The following is a 15,164-nucleotide window of genomic DNA, read 5'->3' as shown; positions in this document are numbered from 1 at the left end:
TTGATGCGGTCGCAACGCAGGCTCAGAACTACTACGCTGGGGGCTCTGACCGGGGGAGACGGGGCTTGTCTTCTATGTTCCCGGCCTCAGTGATGCTCAAGATTCGGTGGGCGAAAGCACGCATACTTATCACGGACCCAGGCGAAAAGAACCAGGGTACATCCATGCAGCGGATACCGAGGCGAAAAAAGCGGCACCAGCACACCTGCCACTCCACCGACGGCGCCAATCACAATGCCAGGAACCATCACGAGGAGAAAGGTGATGAAAGCTGGATGACTTCGATCGGGAGACTCGCCCAGTACCGTGTCGAGAATCGAGGGCCCCCAGATATAGGCGCACAGTCCTGCTGCGCCAAAAACACCCATCGACATCGAGGCACCCATAGCGATTAAACCGAAAAGGCTGATAGATAACCTGGTTATGAATGCTGGTTTCATGAGTGCTCGTGCCTATTCTTGAACGCTTTGCAGTGGCGGGGTCAATGGCGGAGCCTCCGCCTCCCTGCCAACCATCCTCATTTCCTTCGCGATCACGAACCCTTCCATGCCATAACTGGGGTTGATGTGCCAGACTCGCAGATTCAGTCGGGCCACAGCTTCGTGAAGCGTTTCTTTGTTCCAGTCCACCGGAGGCCAGCCAATTTGGTTTTTAAGGCGATCAAAGAGGTCCCCGAAATTCTTCAATTCGTAATCAAGTCCCCACTCAACGATGCGCTCTATGATGTCACCACCCAGGACGCCCTCCAGATGGTGGCACCACACATCCAAGAACCACACATCGGTAAATTCGTGCGGCTCTGTAAACTTGAACACAGTCCGCAGCACGAGGTTCCGGCTACGCGAGTCAAACTCGTAGCTGTAGATGTTATTATCATGCACCGACAGCTTCGGTGTTGAGGCTGCGGCATCCTGACTGTCAGACATTAGTCCTACTCTTTCGAGCCACCGGGGGATTGCAATCGGCAAACGAACCCGCTTTGATATCAATCAACCTTTCCGTTGAGACAATTTTCAGACCACAGACTCCCCAGATGAAGCTCCTCGCCAATCTTACGTTGGTTTCTCGTAGTGCCGCAGGTGCACTCACCGCGCTTCTCATCACCAGTTGCTCTTTCTCCGGGCTGCGCACCCCGTCCACCCCGCCTCCGCACGCCTTCATCTCGTACAAGGCGCCTGCACCGGACGACGAAAATTTGCGCCTCGCGGTGAAGGACCTCATCGACATGAAAGGGGAGGTGACCAGTGCCGGTTCCGAATTCCTCTACAAAAACGCCCCGCCCGCCACGAAGGACGCGGAGTGCATGAAGTACATCCGTGGTCGCAAGGACGTGACCATCGTGGGCAAGGCGAACCTCAGCGAGTTCGCCATCGGCGTCTCAGGCTCGAATGACTTCTTCGGTACCCCGGTCAATCCCGTGGACAAATCTCGCGTGCCCGGGGGCTCCTCCAGCGGCTCTGCCGTCGCCGTCGGCATGAACCTGGCAGACGTGGCCCTCGGCACCGACACCGCCGGCTCCATCCGTGTACCTGCGTGCTGCTGCGGCATCGCGGGCCTGAAGACCACCTTTGGCCGCATTTCCACGAAGGGCGTCTATCCCATCTCTCCGACCTACCTCGACACGGTGGGGCCCCTGGCACGTGATGTGGATGGACTCGTGACCGGCATGGAGCTGCTGGAGCCGGGGTTCAAGAACGAATACGCTCAGGCGAAAGCCACCAAGCCCGTGGCCAAGGCCATCCGCATCGGACGTCTTCGCGTACCAGGCACGGATCCCGCCATTGATGATGCCATCGACAGGCAGCTTGCCGAGGCCGGCTTCACCGTCATCCCTCTCAGCGCTGAGTTTCACGCGGAGTGGCAGAAGGCCCAGAGTGACGGCAACCTGGTCGCCGCTGCCGCCTCCTACTACAACAACGACGAAATCCGCAAGCAGAAGGGCGTGGGCAACCGCGCCAGCAAGGCCATCCTCTTCGGAGACCTCGTCTTCTCCCGCAAGTATGATGACGAAGCCAAGCGTGAGGCCGCCATTGCTCGTCGCGACCACTGGCGGAATGTCCTGCACCAGACCTTCAAACAAGTGGATGCCATCGCGCTTCCCGTGCTGCAGCGCGCGCCCTATCATCGCAACGTCGCCTTCACCGCGATCTTCGAAGCCCGTTTCCTGAAAATCCAGAACACCGTCGCCGTGAACTACGCCGGCGTCCCCGCCGTCGCCATCCCAGTACCGCTGCCGAAGACGGAAGCCTTCCCCGTGACCAGCGTGCAGTTCATCGGTCCCAAGAACAGCGAAGCCGCGCTGTTGAATATCGGGCGGCTGGCGGAGAAGAAAGGGTAAGAGTGAGTGGCGCACGCAACCACCCTTCAGTCTCTCAGCCGGAACTTACCGTTGCTCTTCGAGTCCAAGAGGGCTTTTTTTCAAAGCGGCATTGGCGGTCTCACGTTGGATTTGCGTCCACTTGGTCGCCTTGCTCCGCTCAACGCATGACGAGCAGCAATACGGAAAAGGGCACAATCATCCCGCCTGAAACCAGCAGGAATAGCTTGAGGAGAGGGCGAATTTCCTCCACGCTTCTTCCAGGCTTGAGGATGAATTGTTGAGCCCGGGGGAGCTTCAGGATTGCCATGGAGCCCGCAAAAACGAGGGCGATGGCAAGCAAACTCCACGGTCCAGGCATGGGGCGCATGCCCCGCTGAAATACATCGCCAATGATCAGTGCGTTCCACACGATGAGGGCAAAGATCACGGGTGCCCACCGGAAGGGCACGCCACGATGCCGCAGGAATGTTGCTGCCTCACCAGATGATTGTGGCTGGAAACCCGACTCGCGAATTTTTGCAAGCAAGACATCTGGACTGCCGAGACACCAGAAAATGATGCGGGTGGGATACTCCGGCACGCAGTGGTGGATCTGAATTCCCCAGCCGAAAAACGGAATGTGCGTGTATCGCGTGATGTCGGTGACTGTATCCGGAGTGAAATGGTAATCACCGAAGATACTTACGGACATCTGGAGGGTATCCGGCGTGGCGGAAAGCCGGGCGAACGGCCAGGTTGCATTCAACCATCCGATCCTTGCTCCTCCTATGGCTTCAAACCGTCCACTCATTTCGCATGTTTTGACATGGCAGGTCAGATGTCTAGCGATTCCGCGAAGGCCCCAGCTCAATCAACTTCAAGTCATCATACCACGCCGTGCCCATCGCCGCGCTGGAGTGGCCTCCGAGACGGGGGCCGACCTTGACGGTGTCCAGCGTGCCGGAGTCGAACTCGAAATCAAATTTCTTCCACGAGCCTGTTCCTTTCGCGGATTCCGTGGACTCGAAGCCACCTTCCAGAGCAAGCGTGGCGGCCTGCCCGCCCTTCACTTCCACGTCCTTCGTTTTGATATAGCCGGAGAGACGGTAGCGCGTCTTGGGTTTCACTTTCACCGCTTGCTTCAAGAAGCTGTCATCACCACCGGAATTTTCGATCCGGATGCTCGCCTCACCCGTGCGCTTCACCTCCTTGTCCACGGCTACCTTGCCCTTATCCTTGTGGCAGTTGAACGCCCAGCCTTCCTGCCCGCTTTCGAAACCCGCATTGGTCAGCAGGTCAGGACGACCACCGGTGGATTCCTGGGCTTGGGTGAACGTTGCGGCAATGCCCCAAACGAACGCGGTCATTACGACACGGGCAATGCGGGAGCGAAGCGGCTGCACAATCGATTTGGGAAACGCATTCATGACTGTTTGGTGTACGTTTGAGTCGTACGCGAGATTAGCAGGGTGTTTTGTAAATGTTTAGCAAAAACACTGGGCCGTTCTCCTCTAAATGAGGGCTTGTACGCAGGAGTGGTAAACTATTACAATTCCCGCTCGCCGGGCGCACGCACCCAGACGGAGTGAGACATTGCAGACGAGGCTTCTTTAGGGCCTCCAATTGCGCTTCTTTCGGATCTGTACCCACTTATCGAGGGCGGCGACTTTCTCCCGAAGTCGATCCACCTCCCATTTCTCGGAATCATTTGTCGGTTTGGCTTCAGCAACCCGCGTCTCAATTTTCGTCCGCAACCATTCCATGCGCGCCGCGTCGTTGGATGGATTTCGGATGAGGTCGTTCACCACCATGTAGTCACCTATCGAGGCCAATTCCTGAAATGTCTTTTCGCTGATGGCGGGGTTCGATGCTAGGCTGCCGAGGTTGCGGAAATTGGTCTTCCACGGGTTCTTTTCGTGTTCCGACCGTGCCTCGGAAATCACGGCGTCGATTACTTCCTGGGGGATATGTCTCGATTGCAACATCCCAAACCCAAGCTCACGCAATCTCATGACCACAGGCGCACGAAGGTCATCCATGCGATATTGAAGGTGCCAGGATATCCTTTCCCTCCCTGCGGAGGAGAGGTGGTTGCCAGCATCTTGAAGCATTTCCTCACTGGGAGATTCTGCTGCGAAGAGGTTCTCCCAGTAATTCCGGTCCTTGCTGAAGGCATTCGTTGCGTAGGTGACGTCCATCCATGTCAGCGCCAGCGGCGCAGTGCCGATGACGAGCAGTAAGATCGAGATGGACTGCTCTGGCTTGGGATCCGCACGGTTGAAGTAGGTTCCAAATGCCCATGAAATCACGTACCCGATGAAAAACCACTTCGAGAACAGAAAGGGAGCGAAGAGGTACTGATAATTCCAACCTCCAGGTTGAATTGGTTGGACTCCCATACCAATCGTGCCGCAGAGGAACCCGACAACCACATAAATGCCCACCAGATGGCGGCGACCAGGCGGAGTCATGGCCCATGACAAGCCAAAGGCGGCTAGACATAGGACCGGCATGGCCATTGTCAGAGTTGTCGTGAATTGGCGGATGGAGTCAGCGGTTGGCATTGGCAGGACTGCTGCATTATCCGCGTGAATGCACAACGAAATCAATGCTCATACGCAAGCTGTCATGAAGGTGTCAGCCTATTATACTGGAAGCATAGGGATAGAGATCGTCATCCGCCACCGCGCTGATGATAAAGCATCGATGACGCAACAATTCTGCGGACTCCTCTGCGCTGACGTCCGGCACTTGTGGTTCGCGAGTGCCGTCAACATTGTAGTAGAAGGTATCACCCAGGCGATAGTCCCTCCGGATACTGGTGCGCCATTGGGAATTGGAACCCCATCCCACAGATCGTCCATGAACTGCCCGAAATGGACTAATTCCTCACTATAGAAAGCAGCGGAATGTACCCGGTGAAAATCAGCCAGTAGAGCGCGGACATGACCGCCCACGCGAGCGGCCTCCACCATGCAGCACGGAGTCGATTGCGCACCCTTGTCACCTCAACGAGGGTTGCGATGCCTGCCAGGACTCCGAACACGGGCAGCGAACATGCCCAGATGAGAAGGACGAGTATCATCCCATAGCCAAAGTAGGCTGAGTCGGCGTAGAAGAGCGAACCCATGGGCAACCAGGCGAGGAAGATGGGCCACGCCTTGAGCAGGGTGGGGGTTGTGCTGGGTGCTGAATGGTCCACAGGATGAAATTTTTGCAGGGGGTAATTAACAAAATTTCCTGTCGAAGTCCACCGTCTTCCTGCCACCCTGCACGCCCCTCAAGGGTTGACCCACGCCCCATTCCCAAGTATTCCTTCTTGAAGCTTAAGACTCCCTAATTAAGCCCTTTCCTCAGACCCTTTTCCCCTCCTCATCCACCCCCATGGCCGAGCACAATTACACCGAAGATTCCATCAAGTCCCTCGACTGGCGCCAGCACATCCGCCTCCGTCCGGGGATGTACATTGGCAAGCTGGGCGATGGTTCGGCGCCGGAGGATGGTATCTACGTGCTGCTCAAAGAGGTCCTCGACAACTGCATCGACGAGCACGCCATGGGCTTCGGCAAGGAGATCGAAATCACCATTGAGGAGAATCTCGTCACGGTGCGCGACTACGGCCGCGGCATCCCGCTGGGCAAGCTCATGGAGTGCGCCTCCCAAATCAACACGGGGGCCAAGTATGACAGCGATGCCTTCCAGCGCAGCGTGGGCCTGAACGGCGTGGGTATCAAGGCGGTGAACGCCCTGAGCGACCGCTTCGACATCGCAGCCTTCCGCGAAGGAAAGATGCGCGAGATCACTTTCTCCAAAGGTGAGGTGGTGAAGGACATGAAGAATCCCAAGGATTCTTCCGAGCACAGCGGTACGCGCGTGATCTTCCACGCGGACAACACCTGCTTCGAAAGCGACTTCGCCTACCGGCTGGACTTCGTGCGGGAGATGCTGCGCTACTACTCGTGGCTGAACCCCGGCCTCACGCTCACGCTGAACGGCGAAAAGTTCCGCAGCAAGGATGGCCTCATGGACCTCGTGGCGGCGAAGCTCACCGAGGAACCGCTCTATCCCGTGATCCATCTGGAGGGGAAGGACATCGAGTGCGCCTTCACCCACGCCACGAGCTATGGCGAGGAAGTTTACAGTTTCGTGAACGGCCAGTACACCACGCAGGGGGGGACACATCTCGCGGCCTTCCGCGAAGCGCTGGTGCAGGAAGCGCGCGCGTTCTTCAACAAACAGTTCGACCCTGCGGACGTGCGCAACAGCGTCGTCGGCGCGGTGAGTGTGAAGGTGCAGGAGCCCGTCTTCGAGTCCCAGACCAAGACGAAGCTCGGCAGCAACGTGATGGAGCCCAACGGGCGCAACCTGCGCACGCACATCGTCAACACCATCACCAAGGAACTGGACAACTTCCTTCACAAGAACGCTGCGGTGGCGAAGGCGTGGCTGGAAAAAATCCAGGCCAACGAAAAGGAACGGAAGGAGATCAGCGGCATCCAGAAGGTGGCGCGTGAGAACGCCCGCCGCGCCAAGCTGCACAACAAGAAGCTCCGCGATTGCCGCGTGCACCTCGACACGAAGGACAAGGCGCGCGAATCCAGCACGCTCTTCATCACCGAAGGTGACAGCGCCAGCGGCAGCATCACCAAGAGCCGCGACGTGAACACCCAGGCCGTCTTCAGCCTTCGTGGAAAGCCGCTCAATTGCTTCGGCCTCTCACGCAAGGTTTGCTACGAGAACGAGGAGTTCAACCTGCTCCAGCACGCGTTGAACATCGAGGAGGACCTCGAGGAGCTGCGCTACAACCACATCATCCTCGCGACTGATGCGGATGTGGACGGCATGCACATCCGACTCCTGATGATCACGTTCTTCCTGCAGTTCTTTCCGGAAGTCATCCGCCGCGGCCACGTGCACGTCCTGCAGACGCCGCTCTTCCGTGTGCGCAACAAGAAGGAAACCATCTACTGCTACAGCGAGGACGAGAAGAGGAAGGCCATGGCGAAGCTGGGCCGCAATCCCGAGATCACCCGCTTCAAAGGACTCGGCGAAATCTCACCCGATGAGTTCAAGCACTTCATCGGACCCAAGATGCGTCTGGAGCCCGTGCTGATGCCGGTTCGTGACGAACACGCCTCTGCGGACGGTAGCGCTCCCGAGCACAAGAATGTCAAAGAGCTGCTCTCGTTCTACATGGGCAAGAATACGCCTGAACGGCAGGAGTACATCGTGAAGCACCTGCGCGTCGAGCGCGATGTGATCGAAGACGAAGCCGAAAAGGAAGAGGAGAACCTCGACCCCACCAGCGATGCCGCCTTCGCCGCCAAGCAGAAGAAGAAAGCCAAGGACGCTGCCGCCGATCCCTCGCTCATGGCGCCGTTCTGAGGAGCGATATTTTCCGGGAGCGTAATGCAGGGCGTGTCTTAAACAAAACACGCCCTCAGCAGCGCGTCACTCTTCAGCATCTCCGCCACCTCGGGGAGGCAGTCTCGGGACGAGAGCACGGTGTAGAAATCATCTTTGATCGTGGGTGCCATCTTGATGGCATCCAACCACTCCGCCCTTAGGAAAGGATCGCGGATGATGGATTGCCAGAATCCAGTGGTGATGAAGGCCTGCGCAATGGAGTCGGTATTCTCACCCTGCAATCGGCTTACAAGATACGAGGCCACGCCGACTTGCAGACCGTGAAGTCGCGGCCTGGCAGAGAGATGATCGAGCGCATGAGAGATGAGATGCTCACTGCCGCTCGCTGGTCGCGAGGAGCCACAGATGGACATGGCAATGCCATTGAGCATGAGAGCGGTGCCCAGCAGCTTGGTGCCCTCAAGATCCCGGATGGGTCGCCCAAGGAACTGGTAAACGCTGGCATCTGAAAGCAGTGCGGCGAAGTCATCCACTGCAGTGCCATTGGCATGGAAGGCGAGTTTCCAATCGGCTACCGCAGTAAGCTTGGCCACGATGTCGCCGATGCCCGAATGCCACAGTACCTCAGGCGCTCCCAGGCACACCGCCGTATCGATGATCACACCAAAAGGCATGGTTGATGGTAGCGAACGTCTTTTTCCCGAAACGGTGAGGCTGGACTGCGGGCTGCAAATGCCATCGTTCGAGAGCGAGGTGGGCACCGCGAGATAAGGAAGGCGCGCCAGATGGGATAGATACTTCGCCACATCCAGCGCCTTGCCACCTCCCAATCCCACAATGGCATCAGCCTTTGGTGCGGCGTGCTCAAACAATTCGACGGCTGCTTCAAAGCTCCCCGATGCCACATCGATCCGTTCGAGGAGGTGAATCCTTTCTGTCGCGAAGGCCTTGGTGACCCGGCTGACAATCCGTTCATCCAGATCCTTGCTCACGAGCAGGAGCACCTGCTCAAAGGCGTGCCGTTTCGCATAGACCCCCATGCGGTCCAGTGCGTGCGGTTTCACGCGCACGAGGGAGGGGATTACGGTTTGTCGTGAGGGCAGCATGGGGGCGTCAGCAGCGGGTGAGGATTTCAGCAATCTCCGACCAGTGTTGGAACGGCTGGAAGGATTCTCCACGTGCCTCCAGTTCCTGCGCCAGCCATCCATGGGCGAATCGCAATTGCGGTGGCACCAGCAGCGCCGGCTCGAGGTCAGGCCTTCCATCACCCACAAAGGCGACCCGTTCCGCGCGCTCCATCGCATCCTGCACCACGGCGAGCTTGTTTACGCCTGTGGTGTCGCTGAAGAATTTGTCCTTGTAGGGTAGCGTCATTAGCAATTCACCCTGCGAGCCGATGCTGCCGGGATTCGTGTGCACTTTGACCGCCACGCCTGCGTTCTTCAGCAGACGCTCAATATACCAACCGCAGCCGGCAGAGGCGATCACCACTTCCCAACCGCCATCCTTGAGATTCTGCACAGCTTTGCCCACATTCGGGTCCAGCCCGGTGGCTTCCGCCATGGCTTCAAGCTCCCCAGGCCGCGAACGTATCCCAGCGAAAATGCGGGCCAGTGCCTCGAAGTGAGTGATCTCACCTGCCCAATATTGATTCCACGGATCCTGCTCCGGCGGCAGCGGCCAGCGTCGACGCACCAGCTCAAAGAAGTCATGCTCCGTGAGCGTGCCGTCGAAGTCGGATACGAGAATATTCATGGCGTTGCGCAGGCATGCTATTCAAGCATGAGTTGCGCCGGGTTTCACCATGAGATGCGAACGGGGGGAGTGTGTCCCACATTTGAATCCAAATCTAAGGCGTGGTGGGCAGGATGTCGGTAGATTACCGCCATGAGCCGCATCGCCCTCGCTGTGCCACCGATTCCGGGTCACATGAATCCCGCCACCACCTTGGGCAAGGAACTGGCACGGCGTGGGCATGACGTGACGGTCTACGCCTTCCTGGATGGCAAGGAGAAGGCGGAAGCCACGGGGCTGGCTTTTCATCCCGTGGGTGAGGACGGCTTCCCTGCTGGTGAAGTGAAACGCCGAACGGCGGAGCTTGGGAAGCTGCAAGGCTTCAAAGCGCTGCGCTACACGGTGACCTGGTTCCGCGCTTCCTCAGCAGCCTGGATGCGTGAACTGCCCGCGCTGCTACGCGAACACCAGACCGATTTGCTTCTTGCCGATCAGACTGTCTCGGGCGCACTCACCGCTGGAGAACATGCCGGTGTGCGCACCATCGGTTTGTGCAATGCCCTGGCCATCCATCCGGATCCCAATGTGCCTCCCTTTCCCACGCATTGGGCGCCCCCGCGGAACGCCAGGGAGCGATTCGGTGTCTGGTTGACCTACAAAACCATGAGCCTGCTTTGCGCCGACTTCCATGCGAGCGTGAATATCCAGCGCCGTAGGTGGAAGCTCAAACCCATGCCCATTCAGGTCGCCGTGCTTCCGCAGTTCACCTACCTCTCGCAGCAGCCGGCCTGGTTTGATTTGCCCCGTCAGATGCCTGCGAATTTCCACTATACGGGTCCTTGGCATCGTCACGAGGCTAACGGCTCAACGGATGGCTCTTTTCCCTGGGACAAGCTGGATGGCAGGCCGCTGATCTATGCGAGCCTCGGCACCTTGCAGAATCGTGTGGATGAAACTTTCCACTGCATCGCAGAGGCATGCGAGGGGCTCGACTCGCAACTCGTCATTGCGCTGGGATCAAAGGCTCGCACTGAAATGCCCGCGCTGCCGGGCAATCCCATCGTGGTGCCCTTTGCGCCTCAAGTTGCCTTGCTGAAACGTGCTTCGCTTGTGATCACCCACGCAGGCTTGAACACCGCCCTGGAGACCCTTGCCGCTGGCGTTCCCATGGTGGCCCTGCCAATCACCAACGATCAGCCGGGTGTGGCCGCGAGACTGCGGCATCTTGGCGTGGCGAAGGTGATTCCCATCGCCGCACTGAAAGCCGCTCATCTGCGCGCTGCCGTGCAGGAGATGCTGGCCAATACCGAAGCGAAACGACGCACTCAAGAGTTCGCCCAGCGCATCCGCGAGACGGATGGGATTGCTGCGGCAGCGGATCTGGTGGAGGGTCAGATCAAAAGCGGGCTCTCAACGGCTCAAGGGCGCTCCGGTTAAAGTTGGATTCTTGCTCCCTGTTCCAGTCCCTCGATCACCAGCAATCCCGGCCCGGCGAACTCATGTCTCTCATGAACCGTCAGCACGTGATCCTGTGCATCACCTTCCATGGTGATCCACGCATGACCTGCGGTAACTGTCACGGACACACGTTCACCTTTCTCCAACGGCTTGCTAAAGGTGCCGCCGCGCGCAAGTTGTACGGTGGGCGATTTGGGTGTGGGCTTCCACGATGTAGAGGGGTTCGTGGAGCGGGAACTCTTGCTTGCTGGACTCGCAGTCTCACGATCCAGCGTTGTCTCATCGGACCAAACAGAAGCTCTCATGATCATTGTCGGCGGAGGTTGGAAGAATTGGTCGTGCTCGTGCTGGTGCTGCGACGGGATGGTGAAGCCGACGGCACGGTCTTTGCGCTCGTGTAAGGTGCAGGATCGCTGTTCTCCTTCGGCTTGCCCCAGACATCCAGCACCGTGTCGCGCACAGCCATGATGGCCGGGTCATTCGCGCGCTCGGTAAGGTAGCCCAGGCTAAGAGGTACCACGGCGCGGAAATGGGGCAGGGGAACCACGCGTCCCTCAAACTGGTGCAGTTCGATCTGGCGGCGAGCCAGAAGGGTGACACCCAGTCCCTCCGCCACCAGATTGAGCACGGTCAGCTCTTCATTCACGCGGAAGCGCGGGGCGATTTGCAGTCCCTGCTCGCGGCAGATGTGCTGGATGGTCCGGAAGTAGGAGCACATGGGCGAGACGAAGATCCAGGGCTTCGACTCCAGCGCCTTCCAATCGGGTGTGGTCAATTCTTCCGCCCAGGCAGCAGGAGCGGCGAGACAGAGCTCGATGGTGTCCAACTCGTGGTAGGTGATCTTCGGGCTCTCGCATTGCCCTTCGAAGAAACCGATGGAGATGCTGCCTTCTTCCAGTCCCTGGATGATCACGCCGCTGCTGCCATTGACCAGTTCGTAGCTGAGGTCCGCGTGGCGCAACGTCAGCTCCTGGAGAATCTCCATGAGGCGCAGGATTTCCGGGCGGTTGTTCAGCCCCAGCACGAGTTCGCCAGACACCGCACCACGCAGGCCGTCGGCGCTGTGCTTGAAGTCGCGTGCCGCATTTACCACGCGTCGTGCCTGCTCGCACAGGGTTTTGCCTGCCTGGGTGAGCTGCATGCCACGCGAGCTGCGCTCAAAGAGCTTCATCCCCAGCTCATCCTCCAGCGCGCGGATTTGCGCACTAACCGCCGGCTGGCTGGTGAAAAGCTTCTCTGCCGCGCGGGTGAGGTGCCCTTCTTCAGCGACCGTGAGAAAGGTGCGGAGTTGGTAGAGTTCCATGTCTGTGAGGTGAAGGTGGTTGCAGGTGGTGCGCGATGAGAAAGGAAGAGGGGTGTCTTCTTGGGGAAGGATTACGCCCCAGAATGCCTCCAAGGCAGAGGAACAGCCAATTGCATTCCCTGATGGAGTTCATCGGATCTTTGAATGGCCCGGACGGACCCCATGCCTGACGACTCTCTCTGCCGCCGTGCTCGCGTCACTGGCCAAGTGTGCGGCCATCGAGGTCGGCAGAGGTGGCAGCGGTCGCCGAGGGCTACGCCGAACGCTCACCGTCTTGTGGCACCGAGTCTTGAGAGGGTTGCCGACGCATCACGACCAGGGAGATGATCCAGACAGGAATCATTACGGGCAACGACAGCACACCCACGAAGAGCATGGCGATGGCACCCTGTGGATCCGGATGCCAGTGAAAGACCTCCAAATACATGTAGGTGAACCACGCGGCATACAGGACTGAACCGGTGATCAGTGCCTTCTGGGAAGACTTGCTGGGGGAGATGGCGGCCAGTAATAATGAGACAAGAAGCGGTCCCAGCGAAAACGGCAGAAAAAACAGTGCTCCGACGACTGAGTCTGAGACGAACAACAGGGCCAGGATTCCTATAATCAGGAAGGCCAGGGTGACGAGAAATGCTGGAGTGCCTGTTCCCTTTGCCAATTTGCTCATGCGAACTTCATCCTACTGCTCGAGAGTGTCATGTCCACGGAGAGTTTTGTGTCGCCAGCGTGCGTGAATTTTGCTCCTATAAGGAGGTCAACCAACCGCGACAAGGGTCCTCGTCATGTCTTCGCCGAAAGTCCTCCGCTGGGTCATTGCCGTCCCCTGTGCCTTTGCAGCGGGAGTAGCCCTTGCGTTGGGTGCCTGGCATTTTCGGAACAAGGATTTCCTGAAACACTTCCAGCGTGGCAGCGTCGCAAACGAGGCAAGGTCCACGCCTGAAACCAAAGCAGGCGGAGGACATGCTGCCACATCATCCACCTCCGCACTTCCCAGCCTGACGCAGGGTGCCTTCGTGGATGAGGAACGGCAGCCCACGCGGGAGGAGTTTGCCGCGATGCTTGAACAGGAAAAACAAAAGGCGGCGAATGAAGCCCTGACCTCCTACATCCTTTCGCAGGAGGAGTTGCCCAAACTCAACCAGACATCGAGTCAGAAACCGCCGGACCATCCGCTCGTCGAGGAACTGATCAACAAACCGAATGCGATGCGCGGCAGCCTGTTCGAAAACGGATTTTTTCCAGGAGTATTGGGAAGGAGTGATGCGTCGACCTTGGGTGGCTATTCGCAGGATGTCTTGAGAGAGGCGTTGCAGGCATTCAACAGCCCCGGCAATGCCGCCTTGCGAGCCAATGCCAATGCAGCTGCGGACATGACGCTGAACCAGGTGTCCGCGCTCATGGACTTGCAACAGGAAGTGCAAAGTCGACTGGAGCAGGGGCGGGGTGGATCATTGGACAACATCCTCGGATCGGGAAATGGAAGCGGCCTCAATCTCTCCAGTGGCACCCGTCGGGCTGTGGGAAACATGGTGGCGAATGTCCTTGGCGGTTCAGGCTCGGGGTCTGGCTTGGGTAGTGTGTCTCCGTTCATGAGCGGCGACAGCTACATGACACCTCCCGTCGGTTCTCCGACAGTGCCGGTGGTCGAGCTTGATTCATCCCAGCTCGCCGCAGCAGCTGCTCTGGTCACGGAATATCGCCGCGTGCTCCCTGAGCTGAGCGAAGCAGAAATGAAGGAGTACCAGCGCCGCGTGGAGACCGAGGGCAAGATTCCCGCGATGCAGTGGGTCGTGCGAACGAAGGGTGGAAGGTGACAAACGGGTGATTTTCCTATCGCCAATCGTCGGGGAAACTGATGTCATTCGCCCATTGAGTTTTTGGAGAAAACTTCCTTCAGGCATGCCTTCCTCGAACGTGTATCCTCGCGCCTTTGCCACCATCGGCGTCGTGCTGACAGGTGTGGCTGTGGCATTGGGCATGTGGCTCTTCCGCGGTAGGGAGGTGAAGCCGTCCTCCAATCGCGAAACGGTTTCTGCCGAAGTAGATCCCGATACCAAGGCAGGAGCCACCTCCGTTTTGGGAAGACAGAAAATCCCATCTGCCGCCAAGTTGATATTCATGGGGCCGGGTGAGGACGGCTATCCGGAGCTCACTCCCTCGCAACTGGAGGCGTATGTCGTGCAGGAGGGACGTAGCGCCGCCAGTCTGCTGACTGCATTTGTTCTATCCAATGGCGAAGCATCTTGGTTGCGGGAGGCCGCGGAGCGTTATCCTGAAAACCCCAGAGTCTCCGCGACCATGCTCATGCGAGGGAGTGAACTGGGCGGTGGCTCCAAGGAGTGGATCCGGCGGATGCAGGAGAATGATCCCAAAAATTCACTGGGTTGGTATCAGGCCGCGCTGACCGCATTCAAAAATGGAAACAGCGACGACGCGTTGGACGCACTTCAGTCCGCCGTCAGCCGGGGCCGGCCGTCCCAGTATCATGAGGAGTTCAGCCGGGAGGTGTCGAAGGCCTACCGGAGCGCAGGTTATGAAGCCCTGCAGGCAGAGTCGCTGGGGGCGTCCCGAATGGAAGGCCAGCACTTCAGTCTTCTGGTGGAACTCGCCACGCTAGTCAGCGCTGAGCCGGCATTTGCTCGAGGACCCGCTGGCAAGGAAATGCTGGATCTTGCGGAAAAGCTGAGAACATCCACAGGACGGGGCATGGTGATGGACCGAATGGCGGCAACCATGATTGACAGTCATCTGCTGAGCCAGTTCGAACTTTCGGACGATGTGCCGGGGACCGGAGTCTTTACCATCGAGCAGTTGGAGAAGGGGAGGTACGAGTCCAGCGAGATCATGGCGCTCGTGGAACGTTGCAAACGGTTGATGCCAAAGCTGAGTGATACCGAGGTGAAGCAGTTCCTCCGTCGCATGAGTATTGAGGGCGAGGTCAAGGCCATGGAGTGGGTGGTGCAGACCCACACCGCTGTGAAGTAGGCGGGAAGTCCTCCAGCA

General features: G+C 58.4%; 16 protein-coding genes. 5 read left to right on the top strand and 11 right to left on the bottom strand.

Features of this window, described 5'->3' with window-relative positions:
• Nucleotides 1-86: 86 nt before the first annotated feature.
• Together G5S37_RS16395 and G5S37_RS16390 are read right to left on the bottom strand one after the other, a co-directional pair.
• Nucleotides 87-440: a hypothetical protein gene (locus G5S37_RS16395; RefSeq protein ID WP_165205540.1), complete on the bottom strand. Its 354-nt coding sequence runs from the start codon at nucleotides 438-440 to the stop codon at nucleotides 87-89.
• A gap of 12 nt (nucleotides 441-452) precedes the next feature.
• On the bottom strand, nucleotides 453-926 hold the full coding sequence (locus tag G5S37_RS16390) for a hypothetical protein (RefSeq protein ID WP_165205539.1): 474 nt from the start codon (nucleotides 924-926) through the stop codon (nucleotides 453-455).
• 107 nt (nucleotides 927-1,033) lie between these two features.
• Here G5S37_RS16390 and G5S37_RS16385 point away from each other — a divergent pair, with 107 nt between their 5' ends.
• Nucleotides 1,034-2,338, top strand: coding sequence for an amidase (locus G5S37_RS16385; protein WP_165205538.1), 1,305 nt, complete (start codon nucleotides 1,034-1,036; stop codon nucleotides 2,336-2,338).
• 139 nt (nucleotides 2,339-2,477) lie between these two features.
• On the opposite strand, the gene G5S37_RS16380 is transcribed toward G5S37_RS16385, so the two are convergent.
• From G5S37_RS16380 to G5S37_RS16365, 4 genes are all read right to left on the bottom strand, one after another.
• The gene (locus G5S37_RS16380; protein WP_165205537.1) at nucleotides 2,478-3,170 is read right to left on the bottom strand and encodes a hypothetical protein; all 693 of its coding nucleotides are present in this window, start codon (nucleotides 3,168-3,170) and stop codon (nucleotides 2,478-2,480) included.
• Nucleotides 3,142-3,726 (bottom strand): carbohydrate binding domain-containing protein, encoded by a 585-nt coding sequence (locus G5S37_RS16375; RefSeq protein WP_165205536.1) that lies wholly within the window; start codon nucleotides 3,724-3,726, stop codon nucleotides 3,142-3,144. The genes G5S37_RS16380 and G5S37_RS16375 overlap by 29 nt, the downstream gene beginning before the upstream one ends.
• 183 nt (nucleotides 3,727-3,909) lie before the next feature.
• A complete protein-coding gene (locus tag G5S37_RS16370; RefSeq protein ID WP_165205535.1) occupies nucleotides 3,910-4,863 on the bottom strand; it encodes a hypothetical protein in 954 nt (317 codons plus the stop codon).
• A 317-nt stretch (nucleotides 4,864-5,180) separates the two neighbouring features.
• On the bottom strand, nucleotides 5,181-5,501 hold the full coding sequence (locus G5S37_RS16365) for a hypothetical protein (RefSeq protein ID WP_165205534.1): 321 nt from the start codon (nucleotides 5,499-5,501) through the stop codon (nucleotides 5,181-5,183).
• Between the two features lie 182 nt (nucleotides 5,502-5,683).
• Between G5S37_RS16365 and G5S37_RS16360 the strand changes: the two genes are divergently transcribed.
• Nucleotides 5,684-7,684, top strand: a complete 2,001-nt coding sequence (locus G5S37_RS16360; RefSeq protein WP_165205533.1) for a DNA topoisomerase IV subunit B — start codon at nucleotides 5,684-5,686, stop codon at nucleotides 7,682-7,684.
• Between the two features lie 38 nt (nucleotides 7,685-7,722).
• Here G5S37_RS16360 and G5S37_RS16355 read toward each other — a convergent pair whose 3' ends face one another.
• Both G5S37_RS16355 and G5S37_RS16350 read right to left on the bottom strand, forming a co-directional pair.
• Nucleotides 7,723-8,772 carry an iron-containing alcohol dehydrogenase family protein gene (locus G5S37_RS16355; RefSeq protein WP_165205532.1) on the bottom strand — a complete coding sequence of 350 codons (1,050 nt, stop codon included), beginning with the start codon at nucleotides 8,770-8,772 and terminating at the stop codon, nucleotides 7,723-7,725.
• Nucleotides 8,773-8,779: 7 nt separating this feature from the next.
• Nucleotides 8,780-9,421, bottom strand: coding sequence for an HAD-IB family phosphatase (locus tag G5S37_RS16350; protein ID WP_206026022.1), 642 nt, complete (start codon nucleotides 9,419-9,421; stop codon nucleotides 8,780-8,782).
• A gap of 132 nt (nucleotides 9,422-9,553) precedes the next feature.
• Between G5S37_RS16350 and G5S37_RS16345 the strand changes: the two genes are divergently transcribed.
• Nucleotides 9,554-10,837: a glycosyltransferase gene (locus G5S37_RS16345; protein ID WP_165205531.1), complete on the top strand. Its 1,284-nt coding sequence runs from the start codon at nucleotides 9,554-9,556 to the stop codon at nucleotides 10,835-10,837.
• Here G5S37_RS16345 and G5S37_RS16340 read toward each other — a convergent pair.
• The 3 genes from G5S37_RS16340 to G5S37_RS16330 form a co-directional block, all read right to left on the bottom strand.
• On the bottom strand, nucleotides 10,834-11,163 hold the full coding sequence (locus G5S37_RS16340) for a DUF2917 domain-containing protein (protein ID WP_165205530.1): 330 nt from the start codon (nucleotides 11,161-11,163) through the stop codon (nucleotides 10,834-10,836). The genes G5S37_RS16345 and G5S37_RS16340 overlap by 4 nt on opposite strands.
• 2 nt (nucleotides 11,164-11,165) lie before the next feature.
• The gene (locus G5S37_RS16335) at nucleotides 11,166-12,161 is read right to left on the bottom strand and encodes a LysR family transcriptional regulator (protein WP_165205529.1); all 996 of its coding nucleotides are present in this window, start codon (nucleotides 12,159-12,161) and stop codon (nucleotides 11,166-11,168) included.
• A 253-nt stretch (nucleotides 12,162-12,414) separates the two neighbouring features.
• Nucleotides 12,415-12,828 carry a hypothetical protein gene (locus tag G5S37_RS16330; RefSeq protein WP_165205528.1) on the bottom strand — a complete coding sequence of 138 codons (414 nt, stop codon included), beginning with the start codon at nucleotides 12,826-12,828 and terminating at the stop codon, nucleotides 12,415-12,417.
• A gap of 115 nt (nucleotides 12,829-12,943) precedes the next feature.
• Here G5S37_RS16330 and G5S37_RS16325 point away from each other — a divergent pair, with 115 nt between their 5' ends.
• Both G5S37_RS16325 and G5S37_RS16320 read left to right on the top strand, forming a co-directional pair.
• Entirely contained in the window at nucleotides 12,944-13,975 is a 1,032-nt protein-coding gene (locus G5S37_RS16325; protein ID WP_165205527.1) for a hypothetical protein, read from the top strand.
• A gap of 85 nt (nucleotides 13,976-14,060) precedes the next feature.
• On the top strand, nucleotides 14,061-15,146 hold the full coding sequence (locus G5S37_RS16320) for a hypothetical protein (RefSeq protein WP_165205526.1): 1,086 nt from the start codon (nucleotides 14,061-14,063) through the stop codon (nucleotides 15,144-15,146).
• Nucleotides 15,147-15,164 lie beyond the last annotated feature (18 nt).

The sequence above is a fragment of the Roseimicrobium sp. ORNL1 genome (assembly GCF_011044495.1).
Lineage (GTDB): Bacteria > Verrucomicrobiota > Verrucomicrobiia > Verrucomicrobiales > Verrucomicrobiaceae > Roseimicrobium.
This window is presented reverse-complemented; position numbering and strand designations above follow the sequence as displayed.